We start from the raw sequence: 25,763 nt of genomic DNA, 5'->3' as shown, positions 1-25,763 counted from the left end.
TTCTCTTTTTTTGCAAGTACGTTATTCACCGATGGATAATATGGCCCACACTCCGTCGGGTATCCCGCTGCAGCCGGTCTATGGGCCGGCGGACGTCGGCGCGGAGCCTCCGCAACCGGGGGAGTTTCCCTTCACCCGGGGCAACTTCGCGTCCGGCTACCGGGGCAAGCTGTGGACCTTCCGCCAGTACTCCGGGTTCGGCACCGCCGAGGAATCTAATCGCCGGTACCGCTACCTCCTGGAACAAGGCGGGACCGGGTTGTCGGTGGCGCTCGACCTGCCTACCCAGTGTGGCTACGACTCCGACGACCCGGAGTTCGGCGAGGAGGTCGGCCGGGTGGGCGTCGCGGTCGACACGCTGGCCGATTTCGAGGTCCTGTTCGACGGCATCCCGCTGGACAAGCTCAGCACCAGCATGACGATCAACGGAACGGCGGCGATCCTGCTGGCGTTCTACGTCGCCGCCGCCGAGAAGAAAGGGATACCGCGCGCGAAGCTCACCGGAACCATCCAGAACGACATCCTCAAGGAGTACGCCTCGCGCGGGACCTGGATCTGGCCGCCGGAGCCGTCCCTGCGGCTGATCGCCGACACGATCGAGTTCTGCGCGGCCGAGGTGCCGAGGTTCAACGCGATTTCGGTGGCCGGGGCGCACTTCCGCGACGCGGGGGCGAACGCGGTGCAAGAGATGGCGTTCACCCTGGCCGACGGGGTGACCTACTGCGACACCGTGGTCGAGCGCGGCCGCATGACGATCGATCAGTTCGCGCCGCAGATCTCGTTCTTCTTCTACACCCACGGCGATTTCTTCGAGGAGATCGCCAAATACCGTGCGGGGCGCCGACGTTGGGCCACCATAGTCAAGGAGCGGTACGGGGCGACGGCTGACAAGGCGGCGATGTTCCGCTTCGGCTGCGTCTGTGGTGGCGCCTCGCTGTACGCACCACAGGCCCACAACAACATCGTCCGGGTGGCCTACGAGGCGATGGCCGCCGTGCTGGGCGGTGTCCAGTCGATGTTCACCGCGGCCTGGGACGAGCCGTTCGCCCTGCCCACCGAGGAAACCACCACGCTGGCGCTGCGCACCCAGCAGATCCTCGCGCACGAAACCGGCGTGGCCAGCGTCGCCGACCCGTTGGGCGGCTCCTACTTCGTGGAGGCGCTGACCGACGCCACCGAGGCGCGCATCGTCGAGATCATGGACGACCTCGAGCGGCACGGCGGCATGGTCCATGCCATCGAAGACGGCTATCTACAGGGTCTGATCGCCGACGAGGCATTCAAGGTCCACCAGGACATCGAATCCGGCGCTCGCCCGGTCGTCGGCGTGAACCGGTTCGTGACCGAAGAGCCCGAACACGATGTCGTCACCTATGAGCTCGACGCCGAAGGGCGCGATCTCCAGCTCAAGCGGCTCGCTAAAGTGAAGGCCGAAAGGGATTCGGCCGCAGTCAAATCCAGTCTCGCAGCACTATCGCGCGCCGCCGAAGGGGACGACAATCTGATGCACAACCTCATCGAGTGCGCCAACGCATACTGCACGGTCGGTGAAATGGTCTCCGCGCTCAAGGCGGTATGGGGCGAGTTCCAGCAACCGGTGGTGTTCTAATGGCGCCCCGGTCGTGTCCGTCCAGACCCGGTTTGGCGACGAGGATCCGGGGCGCCAAGATCGTCGCCCGCACCCTGCGCGACGCCGGCTTCGAGGTGATCTACACCGGCATCCGGCAGCGCATCGAGGACATCGCCTCGATCGCCGTCCAGGAAGACGTGGCGGTCGTGGGCTTGAGCATTCTGTCCGGTGCTCACCTCGCACTCACCGCCCGCACCATCGAGGCCCTGCGGGCCGCCGACGCTTCCGACATCGCCGTCGTGGTCGGCGGAACCATCCCGCATGCCGACGTGCCCAAGCTGCTCGCCGCCGGTGCCGCCGCCGTTTTCCCCACCGGCACATCGCTCGATGTGCTCGTGCGCGAGATACGCGCGCTGACCGGAACCCCCGAGCCCGTTGCGGAGGAACAGTGCGCGTCGGAGTGATGATCGGCGCCGAGCGTGGCGACATGGCCCGCAAGGTGCACAAGCTGGCCTCCGACATCGAGTGGGCCGAATCCGCGGGTCTGGACACCGCGTGGATGCCGCAGGTTCCCGACGATTTCGACTGCCTGACCATGGTATCGCTGATGGCCGCGCACAGCTCGCGCATCGAGCTCGGCACGGCGGTGGTGCCGCTGCAAGCCCAGCATCCGATCGCCCTTGCCCGCCAAGCGCTTTCGACTCATGCCGTGACTGGCGGGCGGTTGGCGCTGGGCGTCGGACCGTCGCACCACTGGATCATCCGGGACATGCTCGGCTTGCCCTACGAGAAGCCGGCCGCCTACACCCGCGACTACCTGCAGGTGCTGGGCGCCGCCATCGCCGGGCCGGGACCGGTCGACGTCGAGAACGATTCGTTCACGGTGCACAATCCGCTGGCGATCGGGGCCGACGCCCCGATGCCGGTTTTGGTCGCAGCTCTGGGGCCGGTGATGTTGCAGATCGCCGGCGAACTCGCCGACGGCACCGTGTTGTGGATGGCCGACGAGCGCGCGATCGGCGACCACATCGCGCCGAAGATCACCAAGGCCGCCGCGGACGCCGGGCGGCCCGCGCCGCGGATCGTCGCCGGCATCCCGGTATGCCTCTGTGAGCCGGCACGAGTCGAGGAGGCCAAGGAGCGGGCCAATCGGATCCTGGGTGAGGCCGAGGTGTCGCCCAACTATCAGCGCCTGCTGGAACGCGGCGACGCCCGTGATGTCGGTGACCTCTGTGCGGCCGGTGACGAGCAGGCGATCCTGACCCGGATGCGCCGCTTTGCCGACGCCGGTGTCACGGACCTGTCCGTGCGGCTGCTGCCGATCGGTGACAACCGCGACGAGCTGATCGCCTCCAAACGCCGCACGCGCGAGATGATCGCCACGCTCGCAACGGAATTGCGGTGACGCCTACCGGGCCGCTCGCGGGGATACGCATCCTCGAGGTCGGCACCATGCTGGCGGGACCGTACGCCACCATGCTGCTGGCCGATCTGGGCGCCGAGGTCACCAAGATCGAGCCGCGCGGCGGCGAGATCTCCCGCGGCGTCGGGCCCAGCTACTTCGCCAGCCTCAACCGCAACAAGTCGAGCATCTGCCTTGACCTGAACTCCGACCCCGGACAGCAACGGCTGGGCGAGCTGGTGGCCGAATCCCATGCGCTGCTGGTGAACTTGAAGCCGTCGGCGATCCGCCGGCTGGGATTGACTTATGAGAGATTGCGGCGGCACAACGAGCGGATCGTGTGCGTCGCGATCACCGGATTCGGCCTGTACGGCGGCGACGATCCGGCCTTCGACTACGTCGTGCAGGCGGGCGTCGGCACCGCCGCCCTGACCGGCGACCCGCAGGGCCCGCCGACGCTGCCCGGTTACTCGTCGGCCGACAACTCCACCGGGATGACCGCGGCGCTGGGGCTGTTGGCCAAGATCATCTCCGGAACCGGAGGACAAGTCGACGTTTCGCTGCGCGACGTGATGCTGTCGCAGCTGAACTACCACGCGTCCGCCTACCTCAATGACGGTGTCGAGCCGCAGCGGCGTCCTTATGGCGCGCACTCGTATTACGTTCCGGCGCAGCTCTTTCCGACCGCCGAGGGGTATCTGGCGTTGTTCATCACGCACGACGGCTTCTGGAAGTCCTTCGCCACCGAGGCGGGCATCGGGGGGTTCGAGACGATGTCCGAACGGGTGTCCCGCCGCGACGAGGTGCTGGCCGTCGTCACGGCGATGCTGGCGACCGACACCGCCGCGGGGTGGGAACGCCGACTGCGTCCGCTCGGAGTGCCGGCGGCGGCCGTCAGGACCCTGCCGGAGGCGCTCGAAGCAACCCCCGAAATCATTGTCACGGCCGGCGATTTCCGGCTCGTCGGTAGCCCGATCCACGTCTCCGGTTACGACCCCGAATACCGTCCGCCGCCGGAGCTGCCCCAGGTCTAGCGCGCACCGCTCGCGAGCGCGACGGTGGTTTCACGCCGGCGTCAGGACACCGGACCCCTCAGGTGCGCCTCGGCGAGCTTACGGAAGGCCGCCACCAGCCGACTGCGGTCCCCGGCGCGCGTCGCCAACACCACGTGACAGGGCTCGACGCCTTGCAACGGGACGGTGGTGATGTCGGGCCGCAGGGCATTGCCGCGGAACCCGGCAGTGATTGCCACCGCCTGCCCGGAGGCGATGACTTCGAACTTGTCCTCGAGCGCGTCGATGAACGGTCCATCGGGCGCCCGGCGGCCATCGGGCCGGGGATCGATGCGCCAGAAGGCATTCCACGCCGGGTCGGAGTCACGGACTCGGGGCATCGGCTCGTCGGCGATGTCGTCCAGCGTGACGAAGTCCCGGCCCGCGAGGCGGTGGTCGACCGACATAGCCAGCACCCGGGGCTCGTCGTAGAGGATGGTCACGTGCAGGCCGTCTGTCGGGAACGGTAGCCGGGTCACCACGGCGTCCACTCGATGTCCGAGCAACGCGTCCAGGGCCTGGCCCCAATCCAGATGCGAGACTTGCACTTCGGCGTCGGGGTGTTCGCGGCGCATCTCGCGCACCGCGGGGGTGACGATCATCCCGGTCGTGTATCCGATCGCGATTCGGCTGGGCTGGGCGGCGGCCCGGGCCTGTGCCGCGGCTTGCGTGGCCGAGCGCAGCAGGGCCTTGGCCCGGGGCAGGAACACCTCTCCCGCCTCCGTCAGCCTGGTGCCTTGCGGCGTGCGATCCAGGAGTCGAACACCCAGTTGTTGCTCGAGCCGGCGGATCTGCCGGCTCAACGACGGCTGCGCTACGCGCAGCGCGGTCGCGGCGCGGCCGAAGTGCCGGTGTTCGGCCACCACGACGAAATATCCGACCAACCGCAGATCGAGGTCGATCACGGGCAATACGGAACGGGCCATGCTGAGAGTGTAACGGCGCCGGCAACTGACATCCGCACCGAAGGTGCCGGTGACATGCGGTGATGCCGATTCGGTATCACGCCATATGAAACAGGTCTTGGACAGTCGGTCTGCCGCGGTCATTGACTGGAAGCCGGCGAATACGAAACAGCGAAAGGGATTTCCATGCATGTCTTTGTCACTGGCGCCAGCGGGCACATCGGTTCGGCCGTCATCGACGAGCTCGTGCGTGCGGGTCATCAAGTCACCGGCCTCGCCCGCTCCGACGAGTCGGCCGCCGCGCTGACGGCGAAGGGCGTGCGGGTGCACCGCGGCGACCTCGACGACCTCGACGGGTTGCGGTCCGCCGCCGCGGCGTCCGACGGCGTCATCCACCTGGCTTTCAAACACGATTTCGACAACTTCGTGGCGGCGGCCGAGGCGGATCTGCGGGCCGTCGAGGCCATCGGGGAGGCGCTCGTCGGCTCCGACCGGCCCTTCGTCAGCACCTCGGGAACGCTGCTTCTGTCGTTGCTGGGGCATGACGGCCCCAGCACCGAACAGGACACATTGCCCGGGGGACCGCGGGTCGACTCGGAGAACGCGGTGATCGCGCTGGCCGAGCGTGGGGTGAGATCGTCGGTGATCCGGCTATCCCCGATCGTGCACAGCGATCTCGACCACCACGGCTTCACGCATCACCTCATCAACACGGCCCGCGACAGCGGGAAGTCCGCTTACATCGGCGAAGGGACCAACCGCTGGCCGGGGGTGCACACGCTAGACGCCGCCCACCTGTACCGGCTGGCGCTCGAAAATGCGCCCGCGGGTACGCGTTTGCACGGCGTGGCCGACGAAGGCGTGGCGTTCCGCGACATCGCCGCCGTAATCGGCCGCCACCTGGGTGTGCCGACGGTGAGCATTCCGGCCGAGGATGCCGGTCATTTCGGCTTCCTTGCACTCTTTGCGGCGCTGGACAATCCGACGTCGAGCGCGCTGACGCGCAAGGAACTTGACTGGAACCCCGAACGGGCCGGGCTGCTGGAGGATCTCGACGCCGGCCATTACTTCGGCGAGTGAGCGTCGCCGTGGCCGGCATCGCGGTCGAAGCTGCCAGGGAGGCGCCGGGGCGCACTCGATGAGGCCAGCCGCGCGAGTGTGAAGCTAGCCGCACATTCGGCGGCACTGCCGCGCTACGGCAGCTTGGCGAGTTGCTTCTCCCGATAGAGCCGCGCCCACTCGGCGCGCGACCGGATCGACACGTCGACGTCAAGGGCATTGGCGCGCAAGGCTTTCACGGTCGCCCGCTCCCGCGGCGTCCGCGCGAACGGATCCCAGCTGAAGAACCGGCAGGCGTTGGCCCAGTTGATCTTGTTGATGTCGGAGTCGTCGGCCCCGGCGGCGTTCAGCTCGGCCAACACCTGCTCGGGGGCGTCCGGCCAAAAGCAGTCCGAGTGCGGGTAGTCGCATTCCCAGGCGATGATGTCGATGCCGATCTCGTGGCGCAGCTTCAGCGACGTCTTGTCGGTGACGTAGCAGGCCAGCGAGTGCTCGCGGAAGACCTCGCTGGGCAGCTTGTCCCCGAAGTCCCGGCGCAGCCACTTCTGGTTCGTGTAGTGGCGGTCGCTGCGGTCCAGGTAGAACGGGATCCACCCGATGCCGCCCTCGGAGAACGCGAACTTAAGTTCGGGGTAGTTGCGCATGGCAGGCCCCCACAGCAGATCCTGGGCGCACATCGCCGAGACCTGGGTGGCCAGGATGATCAGGTTGTCGATCGGCGCGTTGGGGGCCATGCTGATCGCCCCGAACCCGGTGCCGATGTGCAGGCACATCACCACGTTCTGCTCGCACAGCGTGCGGAACACCGGGCCCCAATAGTCGTCGTCGTGGTAGCTCGGAAGCCCTTCCAAATGAGGCAATTCCGGCATCGTGACCGCCCGGCAGCCCTTGGCCGCGACCCGGCGGATCTCGGCGCACATGCCCTCGGGGGTCCAGGTCGGCAGGATGGCGATCGGGATGAAGCGCTCCGGGTAGGAGCCGGCCCACTCGTCGATGTGCCAGTCGTTGTAGGCCGACACCATCACCAGCGTGACGTCCTCACGCGTCATGTTGAGGTGCCGCGCGGAGAATCCGGTGAAGGTGGGGAAGCACATCGAGGCCAGGATGCCGTTGCGGTTCATGTCCCGCACGCGCTCGTGGACGTCGTAGACGCCCGGGCGCATTTCGGCGAAACCGGCCGGGTCGCGGCCCCATTCCTCGGCCGGCCACGACACCACCGCGTTGAGCCCGCTCACGCCCTGCGGCCTGCCCTGGTACATCCACTGGTCGACGCCGTGAGCGTCGGTCACGACGATCGGGGCCTCCTCCCTGTACTTGTCGGGCACGTGGCGCAGGAACATGTCCGGCGGCTCGACCACATGGTCGTCGATGCTCACCAGGATCAAGTCATCGACGTCCATCGGCTCAGCGGCTCCGCTCGCTCGTCGTCTCGAGCAATCGAGGGATCGGCGCGGGATCCAATAGCAACGCATCGGACATGTGCAGCTGCCCGGCGTTGGCCATCATGTTGTCCAAGATGGCCTGCAGATCGTCGCCTTCGAGTTCGTAGATGGCGACATAGGGGCCCTGCCCGTCAAGAGGGCGCAGCCGTCGCGCCGCGACGATTCCGTCGAGCGCCAGCAGTTCGGGGATGTGCACCTCGTCGTACCAGGTGTTGTATTCCTGGTCGCGCGCAGGCGAACAGGGCCGACTTTCGACGTACATGATTCCCTTGGCCATCGCCGCCACCTCTCTTCGGGTGCTACTCGTAGCGCACCGTGACCGAATCCGTTTCCGGCACGCCCTGGCACGTCAGAATGTAGCCCTCGGCGACCTCGTCGTCGTCGAGAGCATCGTTGACCCGCATGGTCACATGGCCTTCTTCGAGCCTGGCCATGCACGTGCCGCAATTGCCCGCCTCGCAACTGAACGGCGGCTCGAGGCCGGCCCGCCGCGCGCTCTCCAACAGCGTCTCGCCGGGAATTATCGGCACCGAGACCTTCTTGCGGTCCATGTGAATGGTGACCGTGCCCGCAACGGAGCCGTTCGACGGATCTGTCACCCGTGGGGTCTCCTCGATGCTTCGGGTGACTGCCATCGTCACCACCCTCCCGTACTTGCATTCTTCACTATAGAGAATACTATTCTCACAGAGCGATAGGATCTTCTCAAGCTTGTGGGGATGTCAGGTCAGCCCGGCCTGTCAGGGAAGGACGGGACGTGACCGAGCCGGCCGCGGTCGTGTTCGAGGAACGGCGTTTCAGCCTGCCTCAGTTGGATGCATTGGCCGCCGGCTGGTCCGCAATCCTGGCCAAGAACGGTGTCGGCGCGGGTCAGCGCGTCGCGATCATGGCGTCCAATCGGCCGGAGTTCGTCGCCGTCTTGCTGGCGATCTGGCGCCTGGCGGCGACGGCCGTGCTGATCAGTCCGGCCTGGAAGCGTGACGAAGTCGACCACGCGCTCGCCTTGACCGAACCCGCTCACGCGGTCGGTGACCACCCGGTGCTGGCAGGCGCGATGCCGATGCTGCACCTGGACGAGCCGATCGCGCCCGGGGAGTCGACGCCCTCGGCGCCGTCGCCACGGTCCGACGCGGTGCTGGTGTTCAGTTCCGGCACCACTGGGCTGCCGAAGGCCGTCCGGCACACCCACGCGGCGCTCGACGAGGCCGTCCGGCATTGGCGCGGGGCGCTGCAGCTCACGGTGCGCGACCGCATTCAGGTTGCCACGCCGCCGTCGCACATCCTCGGGCTGCTCAACATCCTGACGGCGCTGCGCACCGGCGTCCGCGTGCGGCTGCACCCCCGGTTCGACGTCGACCGGATGCTGCATCACATCGAAACCGACCGCATCACAGTCGAAATGGCGGTCGCGCCCATCGCGCTGGCCATCGCCTCGCATCCCAGGCTCGAGTCCTACGACCTGTCCTCGTTGCGCTACATCATGTGGGGGGCGACGCCGGTCAGCGCCCACGTCGCCGAGGCGGTCACCCGGCGCACCGGCGTCGGTTGGGTTCCGGCGTACGGAACCACGGAATTGCCTGTCATCGCCTGCAATCCGATCCAGGGAGCCCGGCTGGACGCCGTCGGTCGCCCGGTGCCGGGCGTGGACGTGCGGGTGGTCTCACTGGAGACGGGTGAGCCGGTCCGCCGCGGCGAGGTCGGTGAGATTCAGGCCCGCTCTTCATCGCTGATGGCCGGCTACCTGCCGGCCGAAGCAACCTCTGAGGTGATCCATGACGGCTGGTACCGGACCGGTGACGTCGGCTGGCTCGACGGCGAAGGCTGGTTGCGGATCACCGATCGCCTCAAGGAGATGATCAAGGTGCGCGGATTTCAGGTGGCGCCCGCCGAGATCGAGACGGTGCTACACGGCCATCCCGCCGTCAAGGACTGCGCGGTGTTCGGCGTGCCCGACGGAATCAACGGGGAGGCGGTGGTCGCCGCCGTCGCGACGTGCGCACCCGTCGATGCCGGCGAACTCACGGCCCGCGTCGATCAGCGGCTGGCTTCCTACAAACACCTGAGCCGCGTCGTGTTCGTGCCCGACATCCCTCGCCTGCCCTCGGGCAAGGTGCTGCGCCGAGTGCTGAAGGAGCGCTATGGACGTACGTCTGACGGCTGAACAACAGCAACTGCGTGACGCTGCCGCCAAACTGGCCGACGACCTGGGGCCGTCGGCGGTGCAGGACCTCGACGACCAGAGCCGGATTACGCGTCTGGACAAGCAACTCGCGGGGACGGGGTGGCGGTCGCTGCGCTCCGACGGGGCGTCGGGCGTCGAAGTGGCCATCGTCGCCGAGGAATTCGGACGACGGCTGATCGACGCGCCGTTTCTCGGCCCGGTGCTCGCGGACGATCTCACCCGCCACGTCGGCGCCGACGCCGCGGGCGCGACCATCGCGGTCGACGGTCGCGCGATCGACGCGCGCGGCGCCCAGCGGGCCCTGAGCCTGGCCGGTGGCGAGGTCCTCGCCGCGGACGTAGGGGGCCCGACCGACGGTGCGGACCTGACCCGCGCCGACGCCAGGATCGCGGGAACTCCGGCGGCGCTGGGCGAGGTGTCCCCCGACATCGCCGCGCAATGGCGCGCGCTCGCGCTGGTCACCACGACGGCGGACCTGGTGGGGATCGCCCGCGGTGCGCACGCCGTCGCGTGCGACTACGCCAAGATCCGCGAACAGTACGGCAAGCAGATCGGGTCCTACCAAGCGATCGCCCACCTGCTGGCCGAAAGCCGTGCGCTGATTGAGGGTTCGATCAGCGTGTCGCGGCATGCCGCGTGGGCTGTCGACGAGCTGCCGCCCGCCGACGCCATCCGCGCCGCCCAGGTCGCGAAGGTCTACTGCGCGCGAGCCGCCCGAACCGTCTGTGAGACGGCCATCCAGGTACACGGCGGCATCGGCAACACCTGGGACTGCGTGGTGCACGTCTACCTGCGGCGCGCCCTGCTATCGACGGAACTGTGGCCCGTCGCGTTGAAGGAGATCGATCTTGGACTTTCGTGACTCACCAGAGGAGGCAGCGTTCCGGGAGCGGCTGCGGTCCTGGCTTTCCGTGCACGCGGGAGAGTTCTCCGGGTCGGGCGACGAATACTGGGCCCGTCAGGCCGAATGGCACGAGGCCCTGTATCGAGAGGGATTCTTCGGGCTGTCGTTCCCCCGCGAGTACGGCGGGCGGGAGCTGCCGCCCGTCTATGACGTCATCGTCGACGAGGAACTCGCCCGGGCCGGCGCCCCGCCGCGTCCCAGCGTCGGCTACCTGATCTACGGAATCGGCCGGCACGCCAATGACGCAGTGCGTCAACGCTTCCTGCCCGGCATCATCGACGGCACCGAGCGATGGTGCCAAGGTTTCAGCGAGCCCGGCGCCGGCTCCGACCTGGCCTCGTTGACCACCACCGCTCGCCTCGAGGGCGACACCTACGTGGTGAACGGGCACAAGATCTGGACCAGCTACTCCGACGTTGCGGACTGGTGCCTGTTGCTGGCCCGCACCGACCCGGAGGCCAAACGTCACCGTGGCCTGTCGGCGTTCGTGCTGGAAATGAAACAGCCTGGTGTGCAACAACGTCCGTTGCGCATGATCAACGGTGTGACCAACGAATTCGGCCAGGTGTTCTTCGACGACGCGAAGGTTCCGGCCGACAGGATGGTCGGCGCCCCGGGTGATGGCTGGGCGGTGGCCATGACCGTCGTCGGCCATGAGCGCGAACCGTCCACGCTCGGCTACGCGGCGCGCTACGGCAAACTCGTGCGAAGCCTGTACGCGCGCACCGAAGGACCGGTGTCCGAGGAGCTGGCGTGGGCGGCGGTCCAGTCGGAGATGCTGACGCATCATGTGCGGCGGCGGCTGTCCGAACAGCTCGACGGTGTCTCGCACGGGCCCGAGGGATCGCTGGACAAGCTGCTGATGACTTGGGTCGAGCAGTCCGTCGGACACGCTGCGCTGGCGGTCAGCGGGACGCGAGATCCGGACCTGCTCAGCGCCTACCTGTACAGCCGCGCGCAGAGTGTGATGGGCGGGACATCGCAGATACAAAAGAACATCATCGCTTCACGCATCTTGGGATTGTCCGAGTGATCGCGAGCGCGGGCGAAGCCCGGGTGAAGCGGGTGACGACCATAGACGGAGTGATCGCGAGCGCGGGCGGAGCCCGGGTGAAGCGGGTCACGACCATAGACGGAGTGATCGCGAGCGCGGGCGGAGCCCGGGTGAAGCGGGTCACGACCATAAAAGGAGTCTGACGTGTACGACATGCCTGCCGAAATCGACGTCCAAGCCGACGGCCCGCTGCGGATCATCACCTTGAACCGGCCGGAGTCGCTCAATTCGGTCAACGACGATCTGCACGTCGGACTCGCGCGACTGTGGCAGCGACTGACCGATGACCCGACGGCCCGCGCGGCGGTCATCACCGGGGCCGGCAGGGCGTTCTCGGCGGGCGGGGATTTCTCCTACCTCAAGGAGCTGTCGACCGATGCCGACTTGCGCGCCAAAACCATTCGGGACGGCCGCGAGATCGTCTTGGGCATGGCGCGGTGCCGAATTCCGGTGGTCGCCGCGGTCAACGGCCCGGCCGTAGGGCTGGGCTGCAGCCTGGTAGCCCTGAGCGACATCGTCTACATCGCCGAAGAGGCCTACCTCGCGGATCCGCACGTGCAGGTGGGATTGGTGGCCGCCGACGGCGGTCCGCTGACCTGGCCACTGCATATCAGCCTGCTGCTGGCCAAGGAGTTCGCCTTGACGGGCACCCGCATCAGTGCCCAGCGCGCCGTCGAGCTGGGGTTGGCCAACCACGTGTCCGCCGACCCCGTCGCGGACGCAACCGCTTGTGCGAAAAAGATTTTGGAGCTGCCTCAGCAGGCGGTGGAAAGCACCAAACGGGTGCTCAACATTCATCTGGAGCGCGCGGTCCTCGCCAGTCTGGACTATGCCCTGTCGGCCGAGCACCAGTCCTTCACGACCGACGACTTCCGCTCGATCGTCACCAAGCTGGCGAAGAACTGATGTGACAGCCGCTCACGCGGAATCGTGATGCCGCAGAAAGTCTCGCATCACCCGATCGAACTTGGCCGGCTCCTCGATGAAGGGCATGTGAGCGCTCGACTCGAACAGTTCGTAGCGCGAGCCAGCGATGCGCCGGTGCATCTCCCACATGTGTTCGGGCACGCATTCGTCGAACCTGCCGGCAAGGACGAGGGCCGGCAAGGTGATTTCCGGCAATCGGTCGAACACGTCCCAGTCGCGGATCGTCCCGACGATGTGGAAGTCACTCGGCCCGAACATCGTCTCGAAGATATCGGTTCCCATGTTGGCGAAGGCCGCCAAAAGCTCTGGGGGCCAGGGCCGCACGCGGCAGAGGTAGGTTTCGTTCCAGGTGCGAATGGCGTCCTGATATTCGGCCGTGTACGTCGTCCCCGCGGCTTCGTGGCGGTCGATCGCGGACTGCGTCGCCGGATCGAGCTCGGCCTTCAAGCGGGCCACCATCTGGGAGAACTCCGGTATGGAGGCGATGCTGTTGGAGATGGTGAGGCTGACGGCGCCCGACGGGACGTCGAGCGCGTACTGCTGCGCCATCATCCCGCCCCACGAGTTGCCGAAGAGATGAAAACCCTTGAGGCCGAGTCCTCTTACCACAGCATCCATTTCGGCCACCGACCGCGACATGGTCCACAGATCCGGGTTCGACGGGCGCTCGGAGTTGCCGCAACCGAGCTGATCCCAATAGACGACTTCGCGCTCGTCAGCCAACCGCTCCAGCGAACGCAGGTAGGTATGCGGCAATCCGGGCCCGCCGTGCACGACGAGCAGGGGAAGGCCCGGTCCGCCACCGATGCGCTCGAACCACACGTTGCCGCCCGGGACCGCGATCATTCCGTCCATTGCCGACGATGCCTCCTGATTTGCGAGCAGACGCAGAATCGCACCCAGCGATGCTGGTATATGCGATTTTGCGACTGGTCGCGAGCCGATCTCTCCTTGCAACGCCGACTCGCAATGAGAGAATAGTGTTCTCACAATCTTGCGGGGGCTCTCGGGCACTCGCGACGCGCTCGTCGAACTGGAGAAGACCCGTGCCTGACGCCGTCATCATGTCCGCCCTGCGCACACCCATCGGCACCGCCCGAAAGGGCACGCTGCGCGACACCAGCGCCTTCGACCTCGGGCACCACGTCGTCGCCCAGGCGGCGAAGTATTGGGACCCCGCGCAAGTCGACGACGTGATCCTGGGGGAGGGGCTATACGGCGGCATCGGGTCCGCCACCGTCATCGAGGTCCCCGCCCCCTAAATGGAGATCACCGACCTGATCATCAGCGCGCGCAACGGATCTCCGCGCGCGGCCGGTCGGCTCCTTTCGCTGGTCGAGGGCGAGCGCCGTGACGAGGTGCTGGCCAGCCTCGAACCGTCATCGGTGAACGTCGTTGGCATCACCGGGCCCCCGGGCGCGGGCAAGTCCACGACGATCGCCGCCCTGGTCGGCGGCTACCGGGAGCGGGGGTCCCGGGTGGCGGTGCTGGCCGTGGACCCGTCGTCGCCGTTCAGTGGTGGTGCACTGCTGGGCGATCGAATACGGATGGCCGCGCATATCAACGACTCCGACGTGTTGATCAGGTCGGTGGCGACCCGTGGTCACCTCGGGGGATTGGCCGCCGCGGTACCGGCGGCCATTCGGCTGCTCGGGGCGATCGGTTACCACGTCGTGCTGCTGGAGACCGTGGGGGTGGGGCAGTCCGAAATCGAGATCGCCGCGGTCGCCGACCCCACCGTCGTCATCCTCAATCCCGGTGCGGGCGACGCGATTCAGGCGGCCAAGGCAGGGGTGCTCGAAGTCGCCGACATCGTGGTCGTCAACAAGGCCGACCGGGACGGCGCCGAACAGACCGTGCGGGACCTGCGGGCCGAGACCGACGCACCCATCGTCAGCCTCGTCGCCGCGCGCGGCGAGGGCATCGCGGAATTGATGGCGGCCATTGAGGATCACCACCGCACCGACACTCGCGCCCGCCGGCTGGCCCGCGCCCGCGCCCAGATCCTGTCGCTGGCGCAGACCCGGCTGCGGGGCCGGCCGGACCTCGACCGGCTCGCCGAGACGGTCGTCGACGGCGACCGGGACCCCTACTCGGCGGCTGAGCAGTTGCTGTCACCGACCCCTCGCGACCAGGACTGAGCCGCCGCGCTGTCCCCCGATTGGGGGAACGGAGATTCATCCCCTTTGCGGACCGATCGGCGGAGTTCCGGCCCGCCCTGCCGCCCTACGTTGATCGTGTGTACAACGGCAGTCACCTCAGCCACCGACCGGACCCCCGTCCGTCGCAGTGCTCCGGCCGACGCCGCCACGATCCCGCGACGAGTTAGGAGACCCGGCACATGGCTCGCACACCCGAACTGTCGGCCGCACGCGTTGAAGAGCAGCTGGAGCTGTACCGCCAATTGTGGGTACTGCGCCTCCTTGACATGGCGTTGGAAGAGCGGCGCATCGACGGGCTGCTCAACGGGCCCATGGAGGCCGCCTTCGGCCAGGAGGCCGTGGCCGTCGGCACCATCGCGGCGCTTCGGCCGGGCGACATCCTGAACACCGCGATCCGCCACTTCCAGCACGCCCAGGAGGTCGGCCTCGCCCGACCGTTAGGTCCGGCCATCGCCGAGATGACCGCCCCGACGAGGCCTGCGGCCGGCGGTGCGAAGGAAAGCGTCTTCGCCGCCGAATGGAAGCAGATCTTCGGCACGTCGAGCCCGGTCAGGCAATCCATTCTGTTCGCGATCGGCGACGCCTACGGGCAGCAGGTGGCGGGCGCAGGCGGGGTCACCGTGTGCGTCATCGGGGACGACGCCGCCAAGTCCGCCGAGTTCCAATCGGCCGCGCGGATCGCGGTGTCGTGGCGGCTTCCGGTCGTGTTCGTCGTCGAGAGCATCCGCGACGGGTCCGGTGTGCGCCGCGGGCCGCGCGACTGCTACGGGTTACCCGTCTCGTCGGTCGACGGCAAAGACGTTGCGGCAGTGCGTGCTTCGGTCGGCGAAGCGGTGCAGCGAGCCGGCGCCGGCGGAGGTCCCGCCATGGTCGAGGCGGTTACCTACCGGACCAACCATCCCGCAGGAGTCGATCCGTTGGTCTACGCCCGCCGACGGCTGACCAACATCGGAGTCGGCGCCGGCCACCTCTACGAGGTGGAACGGCGGGCCCGCCACCTGGTGGGCGAGGCCGCCGCGGTCGCGAACTCACTTCTGCGGACGGACGGTCCGACGATCAGCGAATCGGACCACTGGCCGGCCACTAGCTGAGCAGGCCTTGCCGCATCGCCTCGGCAACGGCGGCAGCACGATCGCTGACGCCAAGTTTCTCGTACAGGCGCTGCACGTGCGTCTTGACCGTCGACGGGGCCACGAACAGCTCGGCGGCGATCACGGGAATGCTTTGGCCGCGCGCAATTCGGTTGAGCACCTCGCGCTCTCGCGCGCTGAGCACGGGTCCTGTCGGTTGCGCCCGATGACGGATCTCCGCGGTAAGGCCCCCGACGAGCGACGGCGCCACCACGTCGCGGCCCTGCGCGCAGTCGAGCACGGCCTTGACGATGTCGCTGCGCGTCGAGTCCTTGAGCACGAACCCGGCGGCGCCCTGCTGCAATGCCTGGTACACGATGGCCGGCTCGTCGTGCGCCGAAATCAGCAGCACGCGGGTCGGCAATTCCTGACTCCGCACCGCCGCGGCGACCTGCCCGCCATCCATGCCGGGCATGCGGAAGTCGAGCAGGGCGACGTCGGGCCGATGTTCTTTGATCAGTTCCAGTGCCGCCGAACCGTCGTCGGCCTCGCCGACCACGTTCACCGAACCGCTCGACGACAGGGCGCGCACGACGCCCTCACGAAACAGGGGGTGATCGTCGCCGACAACCACCCGCACCTTGTCGGGCGCTGCTGGGCCGGCCATGGCGATGAGTCTAGCCCGCAAAGCGTCCGCGGCAATCAGCGAAAACTCTGATGCACGCCTGGGCGCTTTGCCCCGAGAGAGCCGCCGCCGATGAGTACTGTGTTCGCGTGGCGGTCGCGAGCGACGCGGAACTGGGTCGGGTGCGCAGGCTTCATCAGCTGCGTTCGTATCGGCTTGCGTCGGTCCTCCGGGTCGGCGTGGTGGGCTTGATGATCGCTGCGATGCTCAGCGGCACCCGCCGGTCCGAGTGGACCCAGCAAACCGTGCTGATCGTGGTGTACGGCGTGGTGGCGCTCTTTGCTCTGACGCTGGCTTTCTCGCCGAGCCGGCGATGGCTCACCCGGGGGCGGCTGGCCCGCGTCGGCCGCCTGGAACCCTTTGCGTTCACGGTCATCGATGTGGTCCTGCTGACCGTCTTCCAGGTGTTGTCGACCAACGGGCTCCATCCGCTGCTCATCATGACGGCGCTGCCGGTCCTGATCGGGCTCGACGTCTCGTCTCGGCGGGCGGCCGTGGTGCTGCTCTTCTCGATGGTGGGGTTCGCGATCGCGGTGCTCGAGGACCCGGAAATGGTCGGATCGATCGGCGTGACCGAAGCCACGTTCCGGTTCCTGCTCTACGGATTCCTTTGTGTCACGGCGTTTGTCGCCGTCCGGGTGGAAGAACGGCACACCCGCTCGGTGGCCGGGCTCAGCACCCTGCGCGAGGAGCTGCTCGCCCAGACGATGACCGCTTCCGACGTCGAGCAGCGACGGATCTCGGAATCCATCCACGACGGACCGCTGCAGGACATCTTGGCGGTGCGCCAAGAGCTGGTCGAATTGGACTCGGCGCTACCGGGCGACGACCGGGTGGCGCGCGCGATGGCCGGTCTGCAGATGGCATCGGAGCGATTGCGGCAGGCCACGTTCGAGCTGCACCCCGCCGTCCTCGAGCAGGTCGGGTTGGCCGCGGCGGTCCAGCAGTTGGCGACGTTGACCACCCAGCGATCGAACATCGACATCTCGACCGACATCGATTACCCGATCCGCACTGAGATCGACGCGATAGTGTTCGGCGTGCTTCGCGAGTTGCTGTCCAACATCGTGCAGCATTCGCGGGCCCGTAGCGCTTCGGTGTTGCTCGGCTTCACGGACGGAACGTGCGTGTTGCACGTGGTCGACGACGGCGTGGGGTTCGACGACCAGACGGTGGCGCGCCGGCTCGGCGAGGGGCACATCGGATTGGCGTCGCACCGCGCCCGCGTGGAGGCCGCCGGGGGAACGTTCGTCTTCCTCGACACTCCGGTGGGCACCCATATCTGCGTCGAGGTACCGGTGCCAGACTGAACCGCGAGCCGCTCAGCGTCTTCGGTCTTGATTTGCTCCGCGGCGATGTGTTGCATGAGGGGCATGACACGTTCTGCCGATGAATTGGTGACGGAATTCTGCGAGCGTTGGGCATCGCCGGACCCGGACGAGATTGCCGCGTATTTCACCGAAGACGCGGTCTACCACAACATCCCGATGGATCCGGTGCATGGCCGCGAGGCCATACGCGAATTCATCGCGGGATTCCTGGCCGCGTTCGACGGAATCGACTTCAACGTGCACCGGCAGGTCGCCGACGGGTCGTTGGTGATGAACGAGCGCACCGATGTCATGCGCCGCAAGGACGGTGGATCGATCCCGTTGCCGGTGATGGGCGTTTTCGAAGTGCACGACGACCGGATAGCCGCGTGGCGCGACTATTTCGACATGGCAGCCATCACGAACGCCTTCAGTTAGCGCGACTCGAGGTCGACGGACTTCCCGGTAGCGGCCGCGTGACCGGCGCGGTATCCGAAAACCATTGCCGGGCCCAATGTCCCGCCGGCGCCACCGTAGGCGCGTCCCGTGACCCCACCCATCGCATTCCCGGCGGCGAACAGGCCCGGGATCGGCTCGCCGCCGACATGCAGCACCCGCCCGTCGCGGTCGGTGCGCGGACCGCCCTTCGTGCCCATCGCGCCGATGCACACCGGCACCGCATAGAACGGGGCGGTGTCGATCGGGCCGAGGGTCTTGCCCGCGGCTGTGGTCGCGCTGTCGTCGCCCCAGTAGCCGTCGTAGGCGCTGGAGCCGCGCCCGAAGTCGGGGTCGGCCCCCGCGGCCACGTGGCGGTTCCAGTCGTCGATGGTGCGGATCAAGCCGTCCGCGTCGATGCCGGTCTTCGCGGCCAGCTCGGTGAGGTCTGCGGACTCGCAAAACCAGTCCGGGACGGGCTGTCCCGGCTCGACGCCCAGGAATCCATAGCGCTGCAAATGAATTGAATCGAACACCATCCATCCGCGGTCGTTGACGTACCCGCCGCGGGGATCGAGGTAGTGAAAGGCGCCGGCCATGGAGTTGTAGTCGCACGCCTCGTTGACGAAGCGCCGCCCCGCCGAGTTGACGATGATGCTCCGCGGCCGAGTCCGCTCCAGGCGCACGCTGCGGCTGCGTTGCCTGCCGTCGATCGTGTCGCCCGGGATCTGGACGATCGGCACCCACCAGGCCTCGGCCATGTTGGCCAGGTCGGCGCCGTGCGCCATCGCCATGCGCAGGCCGTCCCCGGTGTTATGGGGCGGGGACACCGCGCCGTGCATCGGGCCGCGCAGGAATGCCCGCACCAAACCCGGATCCCATTCGAAGCCTCCGACGCCCAGGACGACTCCGCGGCGCGCGCGCACCCGAATGGTTCGCCCGGGCAACGCGATGCGCGCCCCGACGATTTCGCCGTCCTCGGCGATGAGCTCCTCGGCCCGGGCGTCGGTCCGGGGCGTGACCCCGGCGTCCAGCAATCCCTTGAGCAGACCCGCAATCAACGCCGTGCCTGCGACGCACAGGTCGCTGCCTTCGCCGACCGTCACGTGCAGGCGGGCCCTCGTTTCGGCATCGATACCGACGTTGGACCAGTCGGCGGGGAACGCGGTGATCCGGTCGCCCCACTCGCCGAGCCGGTTCAGATCGAAGGGCCCCGCGCTCAGCGACCGCCCGCCGCCGGGACGGCCCCCCGGCAGCTCGGGCCGGTAGTCCGGGAAGCCGGTGGCGACCTCGAAGCGCAGGCCGCTGTGCGCCTCGATGAAGTCGAGCATCGCGGGACCGGTGTGCACGAAAGTCTCGACCAGCTCGTCGTCCATCGAACCCAGGGACTGCGCGCGCAGGTATCGCAGCGCGTCGACCGGGGTCAATTCGCCTTCGGGAGAACGGTTGTGGGCGGGGATCCACACCACACCGCCCGACACCGCGGTCGTTCCGCCGACCGTCGACGCCTTTTCGAAAACCTCCACCGACGCGCCGGACGCGGCGGCGGTGAGTGCGGCGGTGAGCCCGGCGCCCCCGCTGCCGAGCACGACGACATCGACCTGCATGTCCCACGGCATGTATCGCTACCCCTTCAGCTCAGCAGGTCCGACAACTGTTGCGCGGCTTTGACGACCGCGTCCTTACCGCGCATCACGACGTCTTCCCGGTGCGAGATGAGGTTGATGCAGGTTGGCGGCGACGGCGGCGGGCGGCGCACCGCCACGGCGAGGCCATAAGTGTTGGGCTCGATCTCCCCGTACGTGCTCACCCAGCCGCGCTCACGCGCGCGGGTCACCAGGTCGCGCTCTCCCGGACGCGGCGGCATGCTCGCGAGCAACGCGATCCCGGCGGCGCCGCGGTCCAGCGGATATCGGCTGCCCTCGTGGAAGGACAGCTGATAGGCCACGTGGCTCGGCACGATTACCGCGATGGCCACCTGCTGGTCGCCTTCCGCGATGAGCAACGAGACCGTGGTGCCGAGCTCGTCGGCCAGGGCCCGCAGCGTCGGAAGGCTGACTTGGCGAACGTTGCGGTCGAACGCGGCGCCGAGTACTGCGAGGCCGGCTGCGGGACGGTAGCGGCCGTCCTCGCCCTTGGCCACCAACCGAAAGTCCGCCAGCGTCGTCAGCAATCGATAGGCGATGGTGCGGTGCACTCCGACCTGGTCGGCGAGCTGTTGCACGGTGAGGCCGCCGGGGGAATCCGCCACCAGTTGCAGCGCGGTCAGTCCCCTGGCCAGCGTCTGCGAACCCGTTCCCGAACCCGTCACAGCCTTGACAGACCCAGACGGGAGAGCGAAGCTCTATATATAACGCACATTAGTGTGCGATATTAGCACACGCGATACGCCGAAAACGAGAACGAGATTCCCACTCATCGGCCAGAGAGGAACCGTGGCGGAGTTCGAGAGCATCTGGAGCGATCTGCAGGGCGTCGCGTTTGAGCAGGGCTACCTCGACGCCGGCGGAGTGCGGACGCGCTACCTGCGCGCCGGCGACCCCGGCAAGCCGGTGCTGGTGTTGTTACACGGATCGGGCGGCCACGCCGAGGCATACGTCCGCAACCTCGCAGCGCACGCCGGGCACTTCTGGACCTGGTCGATCGACATGCTGGGGCACGGCTACACGGATAAGCCGGGCCACCCGCTGGAGGTCCGCCACTACGTCGAACACCTGATGGCCGTCCTGCGCGCGGTCGGCGTCGATCGCGCCGGCATCAGCGGTGAATCGCTGGGCGGCTGGGTGGCCGCCCGCGCCGCCATCGACCATCCGGACGTGGTGGACCGGCTCGTCCTGAACACCGCGGGCGGCTCGCAGGCCGACCCGGTCGTGATGAAGCGGATCATCACGCTGTCCATGGCCGCCGCCGAAGACCCGACCTGGGAGACGGTGCAGGCGCGGATCAAGTGGCTGATGGCCGACAAATCCAAGGACTACGACGACCTGGTCGCCAGCCGCCAACGCGTCTACCGTCAGCCGGGATTCGTCGACGCCATGCGCGACATCATGGCATTGCAGGACCCCGAGATTCGGGCGCGCAACATCATCGGCCCGGACGAATACGGTGCGATCACCGCGCCGACCCTGGTGTTGTGGACCAGTGACGACCCGACCGCCGACGTGACCGAGGGCCGCCGGATTGCGTCGATGATCCCCAACGCACGCTTCGAGGTGATGCCTGGCTGCGGTCACTGGCCGCAGTACGAGGACGCCAAGGCCTTCAACCGTTTGCACCTCGACTTCCTGCTGGGGCGGTGATGAGCGGCGACGGGCAGCAACCCGACTTCGACGTCGTGGTCGTCGGCGCCGGACCGGTCGGCCTGACGCTGGCCAACATCCTTGGCCTGCAAGGCATCCGAACGGTGCTGGTCGAAGAACGCGACACGCTGATCGACTATCCGCGCGGAGTGGGGCTCGACGACGAGGCGTTGCGGACGTTTCAGTCGATCGGGCTGGCCGACCGGGTCGTGCCCCACACGGTGCCCAACCAGATCCTGCGTTTCGTCGACGCGAAACGGCGCGTGCTCGCCGAAATGGCCCCGCCCGACGCGCGTTTCGGGTGGCCGAAGCGCAACGGCTTCGTGCAACCCCTCGTCGACGCCGAATTGCTCACCGGCCTGGACCGGTTCGAGCACGTCGAGGTGTGGTGGGGGCGACCGATGACGGGGTGCCGTGAAGACGCCGGTGGGGTGACCGTCGAGCTCGGCGGGCACGACCACGAAACGTCCAGCCTGCGAGCGCGTTACGTCGTCGGTTGCGACGGGGGCCGAAGCACGACTCGCCGCATGATGGACGTGTCGTTCGACGGGACGACATCGTCGACGCGCTGGCTGGTGGTCGACATCGCCAACGACCCGCTCGGGCACCCCAACAGCGAGGTCGGCGCCGATCCCGAACGGCCGTACGCATCGATCTCGATCGCACACGGAATCCGGCGGTTCGAGTTCATGATCCACGCCCACGAGACCGACGAGCAGGCCGAAGATCCGGCGTTCCTGACGCAGATGCTGGCCCGGATGGTGCCGCACCCGGAGCGGGTCGACGTGATCCGGCGGCGCGTCTACACCCATCACTCGCGGATCGCCGGGGCGTTCCGCAAGGGTCGGCTGCTGCTGGCCGGCGACGCCGCGCACCTGATGCCGGTCTGGCAGGGTCAGGGCTACAACAGCGGAATCCGCGACGCGGCCAACCTGGGTTGGAAGCTGGCCGCGGTGGTGAGCGGTCGGGCCGGCGACAAGCTGCTGGACACCTATGACGTGGAGCGCCGCAAGCACGCGCGGGCGATGATCGACCTGTCCACGATGGTGGGTCGAGTGATCTCGCCGACCAACCGGCGCGTGGCCGGTGCGCGAGACCTGCTGGTGCGGTCGGCGTCGATCGTGCCGTCGCTCAAGCGATATGTGCTGGAGATGCGGTTCAAGCCGATGCCGCGCTACGAACAAGGAGCCGTCGTGCACGCCGCCCCGGGGCGGGCGGATTCGCCGGTGGGCACGCTGTTCATCCAGCCGCGGGTCGATACCCGCGAAAACGACAACGTGCTGTTGGACGACGTCATCGGTGACTGGTTCGCCGTGCTGTGCTGGAACAACGACCCCCGCCAGATCCTCGGCGACGTCGCCTTCGCGAACTGGAAAGCGCTGGGCGCGAAGTTCATTGCGCTGCGGCCCGTGACCCAGCTGCACTGGACCGGTCACGACCATCCCGACGTGGTGGTCGTGGGGGACCCCACCGGTGCCGTCAAGTCCTGGTTCGACACCCACCAGGAGTCGGTGCTGTTCCTGCGTCCGGACCGCTGTATCGCCGGCGCCTGCATCGCCCAGCGCGCCCCCGACCTGAGCGCCGCACTCCTCGCCGCGCTCACCCTCACGCCACGAGGGGGTGATCCGCAAAGTGGCACTGGCTCTGTGCTGTATGTCGCACAGCCCGCTCCTGAATCTTCCGGGGCCGTCGCAGGACCTGCTTGACGACATCGAGGGAGCGATCGCCGACGCGCGCCGCTTCGTCGACGACTACGATCCCGAACTCGTCGTCAGCTTCTCCCCGGACCACTACAACGGGTTCTTCTACAAGATGATGCCGCCCTTCTGCATCGGCACGGGCGCCAACGGGATTGGGGACTACGGCACCCATGCCGGTCCGCTCGACGTTCCCGAGAAGCTCGCGACCGACTGCGCGAAAGCCGTGCTCGACGCCGGGGTCGACGTCGCGGTCTCGGCCTGCATGGACGTGGACCACGGCACCGTCCAGCCGCTGGAAAAGCTGTTCGGCGCGGCGACCGCGCGCCCGGTGATACCCATCTTCATCAATGCGATCGGCGTGCCGCTGGGGCCGTTACATCGTTGCCGGGCACTCGGTACCGCCGTCGGCAGCTACCTGGCCACGCTGGACAAGCGGGTATTGGTGCTGGGCTCGGGTGGGCTCTCGCACAGCCCGCCGGTGCCCACGCTGGCGACCGCGCCGGCACCCGTGCGGGAGCGCATCGTGCACGGTCGGCCGATGACACCCGAACAGCGCCAGGCCCGGCAGTCTGCCGTGATCGATGCGGCCAAGAGTTTCGCCGCCGGCGACAGCGACCTGCAACCGCTGAACCCGATGTGGGATCAGCGGTTCCTCGAGATCATCGACGGCGGATGGCTCACCGAACTCGACCAGTGGTCCAATTCGTTCGTGACCCACGAGGGCGGCAGCTCCGCCCAGGAGATCAGAACGTGGGTCGCCGCATTCGGGGCGCTGGCGAGCGCGGGCCCCTACGAAACCGTCGGGCGCTACTACAAGCCCGCCCCCGAACTGATCGCCGGATTCGCCATCAGGACGGCGGTACCGAAATGACGGCCACGACAGACGGTTTCGACCATGTCGTCGACGTTCTCGTCGTCGGGTCGGGTGGCGGCGGCATGACGGCCGCGCTCACCGCCCAGGCCGCGGGTCTGGACGCGCTGGTGGTGGAGAAGTCACCGTGCTTCGGCGGCTCCACCGCCCTGTCCGGGGGTGGCATCTGGGTGCCGGGGGCGCCCGCGCAGCGCAGGGAGGGCTACGTCCCGGAACCCGATCGCGTCATCGAATACCTGCGGCTGATCACCGAAGGACTGGTGAGCGAGTCGCGAATCCGGCAGTACGTCGAGTCCGCACCGAAAATGCTCGGGTTCCTGGAGCGGCTCTCCGGATGGTGCGAGTTCGTCTGGAAGCCGGGCTACGCCGACTACTATCCGGAGCTGCCCGGCGGATCGGACCTCGGCAGCACCATCAACGTCCCGCCCATAGACCTGCGGGAGCTGGGGCCCGACGAACAACTGCTGCTGAAGCCGCTGGCATTCGCGCCCAGAGGAATCTGGCTGGGGCCCAAGGAGCTTCGGACCTTTTACCGCATCCGGCAATCGTGGGCCGGCAAGGGCGTGTTGCTGAAGCTGATCGGGCGGATGGTCCGGGCACGGGTGTTCGGTGAGCGGATGGCGGCGATCGGGCAGTCCTTGGCCGCTCGGCTCAGATTGACCATGCGGGAGCGCGGCATCCCGCTGTGGCTCGACTCGCCGATGACCGAGCTGCTCGCCGACGCCGACGGATCGGTGACCGGTGTGGTGGTGGAAAGGGACGGCGAAGCGCGGCGCATCGGCGCGCGTCTCGGCGTCATCCTGGCCTCCGGTGGCTTCGACCATGACCTGGCCTGGCGCAAGGAACTGCTACCCGTGGTGGATCAGGACTGGAGCTTCGGCAACCCCGCCGCCATGGGCGACGGCATCCGCGCGGCCCAGAAGCTGGGTGCCGCAGTCGAGTTGCTCGACGAGGCGTGGTGGTTTCCCGCCATCCAATGGCCGGACGGCCGGATGCAGTTCATGCTCAACGAGCGCATGATGCCGGCGCAGTTCATCGTCAACGGCGACGGCAAGCGCTTCGTCAACGAGGCGGCGCCCTACATGGACTTCGGCCACGCCATGATCGACGGACAAAGGACCGGGGTCACCCACATCCCCTGTTGGCTGATCACCGACCACAGGTCGTGGAATCGCTACGTCATCGGAGGCCACCTCCCGATACCCAAGATCCCGGGTGCACCGGTGCCCACCGGCCGCAAGGTCCCCGCGGCGTGGCTGGAATCGGGCGTGGTCAAGGCCGCGATGAGCTGGGACGAGATGGCGGACCGCATCGGCGTGCCTGTCGACCATCTTTCCCAAACCGCCCGCCGTTTCAACGAACTCGCCCGCAATGGTCACGACGACGATTTCCACCGCGGCGACAGCGTCTACGACAACTACTATGGCGATCCCACACTGCCCAATCCCAACCTCCATCCGCTGGGCGACCCGCCGTATTACGCGTTCCGGATCGTCCTCGGTGACCTCGGGACGTCCGGGGGCCTGAGCACCGACGAATACGCGCGGGTGCTGCGGGACGACGCCTCGGTGGTGCCGGGACTGTACGCGGTGGGTAACACCTCCGCGCCGGTGATGGGCCGCAGCTACGCCGGCGCGGGGGCGACCATCGGCCCCGCCATGACGTTCGGCTTCGTCGCAGCGAATCACATTGCCGCACATGCCGCCAAAACCCTTAATTCTCATAGGAGGTAAC

25 protein-coding genes and 1 pseudogene are annotated in these 25,763 nt (G+C 67.7%); 18 read left to right on the top strand and 8 right to left on the bottom strand.

What is annotated here, in order from left to right; genetic code table 11:
- Positions 1-31: 31 nt before the first annotated feature.
- From A5691_RS00415 to A5691_RS00400, 4 genes are read left to right on the top strand one after another with little or no spacing between them, the layout of a single operon-like run.
- Positions 32-1,609, top strand: coding sequence for a methylmalonyl-CoA mutase family protein (locus tag A5691_RS00415; RefSeq protein ID WP_067751914.1), 1,578 nt, complete (start codon positions 32-34; stop codon positions 1,607-1,609).
- On the top strand, positions 1,609-2,034 hold the full coding sequence (locus tag A5691_RS00410) for a cobalamin B12-binding domain-containing protein (protein ID WP_068018524.1): 426 nt from the start codon (positions 1,609-1,611) through the stop codon (positions 2,032-2,034). Before A5691_RS00415 ends, A5691_RS00410 begins: the two co-directional genes overlap by 1 nt.
- On the top strand, positions 2,019-2,975 hold the full coding sequence (locus tag A5691_RS00405; protein WP_067759832.1) for an LLM class F420-dependent oxidoreductase: 957 nt from the start codon (positions 2,019-2,021) through the stop codon (positions 2,973-2,975). Before A5691_RS00410 ends, A5691_RS00405 begins: the two co-directional genes overlap by 16 nt.
- Positions 2,972-4,006, top strand: a complete 1,035-nt coding sequence (locus tag A5691_RS00400) for a CaiB/BaiF CoA-transferase family protein (protein ID WP_067759829.1) — start codon at positions 2,972-2,974, stop codon at positions 4,004-4,006. The genes A5691_RS00405 and A5691_RS00400 overlap by 4 nt, the downstream gene beginning before the upstream one ends.
- Positions 4,007-4,047: 41 nt before the next feature.
- Here the strand turns inward: A5691_RS00400 and A5691_RS00395 are convergent, their stop codons facing one another.
- Complete coding sequence (locus tag A5691_RS00395; protein ID WP_067759826.1) at positions 4,048-4,950, bottom strand: LysR family transcriptional regulator; 903 nt, start codon at positions 4,948-4,950, stop codon at positions 4,048-4,050.
- Between the two features lie 165 nt (positions 4,951-5,115).
- Between A5691_RS00395 and A5691_RS00390 the strand changes: the two genes are divergently transcribed.
- A complete protein-coding gene (locus A5691_RS00390; RefSeq protein ID WP_067759819.1) occupies positions 5,116-6,009 on the top strand; it encodes an SDR family oxidoreductase in 894 nt (297 codons plus the stop codon).
- 113 nt (positions 6,010-6,122) lie between these two features.
- Here A5691_RS00390 and A5691_RS00385 read toward each other — a convergent pair whose 3' ends face one another.
- The 3 genes from A5691_RS00385 to A5691_RS00375 are packed head-to-tail and all read right to left on the bottom strand — an operon-like array spanning position 6,123 to position 8,065.
- On the bottom strand, positions 6,123-7,388 hold the full coding sequence (locus A5691_RS00385; RefSeq protein WP_067888158.1) for an amidohydrolase family protein: 1,266 nt from the start codon (positions 7,386-7,388) through the stop codon (positions 6,123-6,125).
- A gap of 4 nt (positions 7,389-7,392) precedes the next feature.
- Positions 7,393-7,707 (bottom strand): DUF4286 family protein, encoded by a 315-nt coding sequence (locus A5691_RS00380; RefSeq protein ID WP_067759852.1) that lies wholly within the window; start codon positions 7,705-7,707, stop codon positions 7,393-7,395.
- 22 nt (positions 7,708-7,729) lie between these two features.
- The gene (locus tag A5691_RS00375; protein WP_067759850.1) at positions 7,730-8,065 is read right to left on the bottom strand and encodes a 2Fe-2S iron-sulfur cluster binding domain-containing protein; all 336 of its coding nucleotides are present in this window, start codon (positions 8,063-8,065) and stop codon (positions 7,730-7,732) included.
- A gap of 122 nt (positions 8,066-8,187) precedes the next feature.
- On the opposite strand from A5691_RS00375, the gene A5691_RS00370 reads away from it, so the two are divergent.
- From A5691_RS00370 to A5691_RS00355, 4 genes are all read left to right on the top strand, one after another.
- On the top strand, positions 8,188-9,591 hold the full coding sequence (locus tag A5691_RS00370) for a class I adenylate-forming enzyme family protein (RefSeq protein WP_067759816.1): 1,404 nt from the start codon (positions 8,188-8,190) through the stop codon (positions 9,589-9,591).
- Positions 9,569-10,474 carry an acyl-CoA dehydrogenase family protein gene (locus A5691_RS00365; protein WP_067759810.1) on the top strand — a complete coding sequence of 302 codons (906 nt, stop codon included), beginning with the start codon at positions 9,569-9,571 and terminating at the stop codon, positions 10,472-10,474. The genes A5691_RS00370 and A5691_RS00365 overlap by 23 nt, the downstream gene beginning before the upstream one ends.
- On the top strand, positions 10,461-11,549 hold the full coding sequence (locus A5691_RS00360; RefSeq protein WP_067759804.1) for an acyl-CoA dehydrogenase family protein: 1,089 nt from the start codon (positions 10,461-10,463) through the stop codon (positions 11,547-11,549). The genes A5691_RS00365 and A5691_RS00360 overlap by 14 nt, the downstream gene beginning before the upstream one ends.
- Before the next feature lie 165 nt (positions 11,550-11,714).
- Entirely contained in the window at positions 11,715-12,476 is a 762-nt protein-coding gene (locus tag A5691_RS00355) for an enoyl-CoA hydratase/isomerase family protein (protein WP_067759793.1), read from the top strand.
- A 12-nt stretch (positions 12,477-12,488) separates the two neighbouring features.
- Here the strand turns inward: A5691_RS00355 and A5691_RS00350 are convergent, their stop codons facing one another.
- Entirely contained in the window at positions 12,489-13,352 is an 864-nt protein-coding gene (locus tag A5691_RS00350; RefSeq protein WP_369807441.1) for a proline iminopeptidase-family hydrolase, read from the bottom strand.
- 191 nt (positions 13,353-13,543) lie between these two features.
- Here A5691_RS00350 and A5691_RS00345 point away from each other — a divergent pair.
- The 3 genes and pseudogenes from A5691_RS00345 to A5691_RS00335 all read left to right on the top strand — a co-directional run.
- Positions 13,544-13,720, top strand: a pseudogene (locus A5691_RS00345) (acetyl-CoA C-acyltransferase); the annotation flags it as partial.
- 39 nt (positions 13,721-13,759) lie between these two features.
- Positions 13,760-14,638, top strand: a complete 879-nt coding sequence (meaB, locus tag A5691_RS00340) for a methylmalonyl Co-A mutase-associated GTPase MeaB (RefSeq protein ID WP_068018527.1) — start codon at positions 13,760-13,762, stop codon at positions 14,636-14,638.
- Between the two features lie 200 nt (positions 14,639-14,838).
- Positions 14,839-15,750, top strand: coding sequence for a thiamine pyrophosphate-dependent enzyme (locus A5691_RS00335; protein ID WP_067759765.1), 912 nt, complete (start codon positions 14,839-14,841; stop codon positions 15,748-15,750).
- Here A5691_RS00335 and A5691_RS00330 read toward each other — a convergent pair.
- The gene (locus A5691_RS00330) at positions 15,743-16,396 is read right to left on the bottom strand and encodes a response regulator transcription factor (RefSeq protein WP_067759759.1); all 654 of its coding nucleotides are present in this window, start codon (positions 16,394-16,396) and stop codon (positions 15,743-15,745) included. The two genes, A5691_RS00335 and A5691_RS00330, sit on opposite strands and share 8 nt — an antisense overlap.
- A 107-nt stretch (positions 16,397-16,503) precedes the next feature.
- Here A5691_RS00330 and A5691_RS00325 point away from each other — a divergent pair, with 107 nt between their 5' ends.
- A complete protein-coding gene (locus A5691_RS00325; RefSeq protein WP_067759754.1) occupies positions 16,504-17,724 on the top strand; it encodes a sensor histidine kinase in 1,221 nt (406 codons plus the stop codon).
- 63 nt (positions 17,725-17,787) lie between these two features.
- Positions 17,788-18,162, top strand: a complete 375-nt coding sequence (locus A5691_RS00320) for a limonene-1,2-epoxide hydrolase family protein (RefSeq protein ID WP_067759748.1) — start codon at positions 17,788-17,790, stop codon at positions 18,160-18,162.
- Here A5691_RS00320 and A5691_RS00315 read toward each other — a convergent pair.
- Positions 18,159-19,778 (bottom strand): FAD-dependent oxidoreductase, encoded by a 1,620-nt coding sequence (locus A5691_RS00315; RefSeq protein ID WP_068018530.1) that lies wholly within the window; start codon positions 19,776-19,778, stop codon positions 18,159-18,161. The genes A5691_RS00320 and A5691_RS00315 overlap by 4 nt on opposite strands.
- A gap of 14 nt (positions 19,779-19,792) precedes the next feature.
- Positions 19,793-20,470: an IclR family transcriptional regulator gene (locus tag A5691_RS00310; RefSeq protein WP_067759737.1), complete on the bottom strand. Its 678-nt coding sequence runs from the start codon at positions 20,468-20,470 to the stop codon at positions 19,793-19,795.
- Positions 20,471-20,594: 124 nt separating this feature from the next.
- Here A5691_RS00310 and A5691_RS00305 point away from each other — a divergent pair, with 124 nt between their 5' ends.
- Genes A5691_RS00305 through A5691_RS00290 form a run of 4 tightly spaced genes read left to right on the top strand, consistent with a single transcriptional unit; the run spans position 20,595 to position 25,762 of the window.
- Positions 20,595-21,458, top strand: a complete 864-nt coding sequence (locus A5691_RS00305; protein ID WP_068018534.1) for an alpha/beta fold hydrolase — start codon at positions 20,595-20,597, stop codon at positions 21,456-21,458.
- Positions 21,458-23,164 carry a bifunctional 3-(3-hydroxy-phenyl)propionate/3-hydroxycinnamic acid hydroxylase gene (locus tag A5691_RS00300; RefSeq protein ID WP_067759727.1) on the top strand — a complete coding sequence of 569 codons (1,707 nt, stop codon included), beginning with the start codon at positions 21,458-21,460 and terminating at the stop codon, positions 23,162-23,164. The genes A5691_RS00305 and A5691_RS00300 overlap by 1 nt, the downstream gene beginning before the upstream one ends.
- On the top strand, positions 23,112-24,029 hold the full coding sequence (locus A5691_RS00295; RefSeq protein WP_067759723.1) for a 3-carboxyethylcatechol 2,3-dioxygenase: 918 nt from the start codon (positions 23,112-23,114) through the stop codon (positions 24,027-24,029). The genes A5691_RS00300 and A5691_RS00295 overlap by 53 nt, the downstream gene beginning before the upstream one ends.
- Entirely contained in the window at positions 24,026-25,762 is a 1,737-nt protein-coding gene (locus A5691_RS00290; RefSeq protein ID WP_067759718.1) for an FAD-binding protein, read from the top strand. Before A5691_RS00295 ends, A5691_RS00290 begins: the two co-directional genes overlap by 4 nt.
- Position 25,763: the final 1 nt, after the last annotated feature.

Origin of the sequence: Mycobacterium sp. E183 (assembly GCF_001667735.1) — a bacterium.
In the GTDB taxonomy this organism is placed as follows: Bacteria; Actinomycetota; Actinomycetes; order Mycobacteriales; family Mycobacteriaceae; genus Mycobacterium.
This window is presented reverse-complemented; position numbering and strand designations above follow the sequence as displayed.

What these genes read in the sequence shown, in the direction of transcription:
- A5691_RS00410 (WP_068018524.1), top strand. Translation starts at nt 1,609, where the DNA reads ATGGCGCCCCGGTCGTGTCCGTCCAGACCCGGTTTGGCGACGAGGATC.
- A5691_RS00290 (WP_067759718.1), top strand. Translation starts at nt 24,026, where the DNA reads ATGACGGCCACGACAGACGGTTTCGACCATGTCGTCGACGTTCTCGTC.
- A5691_RS00300 (WP_067759727.1), top strand. Translation starts at nt 21,458, where the DNA reads ATGAGCGGCGACGGGCAGCAACCCGACTTCGACGTCGTGGTCGTCGGC.
- A5691_RS00390 (WP_067759819.1), top strand. Translation starts at nt 5,116, where the DNA reads ATGCATGTCTTTGTCACTGGCGCCAGCGGGCACATCGGTTCGGCCGTC.
- A5691_RS00375 (WP_067759850.1), bottom strand. Translation starts at nt 8,065, where the DNA reads ATGGCAGTCACCCGAAGCATCGAGGAGACCCCACGGGTGACAGATCCG.
- A5691_RS00385 (WP_067888158.1), bottom strand. Translation starts at nt 7,388, where the DNA reads ATGGACGTCGATGACTTGATCCTGGTGAGCATCGACGACCATGTGGTC.
- A5691_RS00365 (WP_067759810.1), top strand. Translation starts at nt 9,569, where the DNA reads ATGGACGTACGTCTGACGGCTGAACAACAGCAACTGCGTGACGCTGCC.
- A5691_RS00335 (WP_067759765.1), top strand. Translation starts at nt 14,839, where the DNA reads ATGGCTCGCACACCCGAACTGTCGGCCGCACGCGTTGAAGAGCAGCTG.
- A5691_RS00350 (WP_369807441.1), bottom strand. Translation starts at nt 13,352, where the DNA reads ATGGACGGAATGATCGCGGTCCCGGGCGGCAACGTGTGGTTCGAGCGC.
- A5691_RS00320 (WP_067759748.1), top strand. Translation starts at nt 17,788, where the DNA reads ATGACACGTTCTGCCGATGAATTGGTGACGGAATTCTGCGAGCGTTGG.
- A5691_RS00315 (WP_068018530.1), bottom strand. Translation starts at nt 19,778, where the DNA reads ATGCCGTGGGACATGCAGGTCGATGTCGTCGTGCTCGGCAGCGGGGGC.
- A5691_RS00415 (WP_067751914.1), top strand. Translation starts at nt 32, where the DNA reads ATGGATAATATGGCCCACACTCCGTCGGGTATCCCGCTGCAGCCGGTC.
- A5691_RS00295 (WP_067759723.1), top strand. Translation starts at nt 23,112, where the DNA reads ATGTCGCACAGCCCGCTCCTGAATCTTCCGGGGCCGTCGCAGGACCTG.
- A5691_RS00395 (WP_067759826.1), bottom strand. Translation starts at nt 4,950, where the DNA reads ATGGCCCGTTCCGTATTGCCCGTGATCGACCTCGATCTGCGGTTGGTC.
- meaB (WP_068018527.1), top strand. Translation starts at nt 13,760, where the DNA reads ATGGAGATCACCGACCTGATCATCAGCGCGCGCAACGGATCTCCGCGC.
- A5691_RS00380 (WP_067759852.1), bottom strand. Translation starts at nt 7,707, where the DNA reads ATGGCCAAGGGAATCATGTACGTCGAAAGTCGGCCCTGTTCGCCTGCG.
- A5691_RS00330 (WP_067759759.1), bottom strand. Translation starts at nt 16,396, where the DNA reads ATGGCCGGCCCAGCAGCGCCCGACAAGGTGCGGGTGGTTGTCGGCGAC.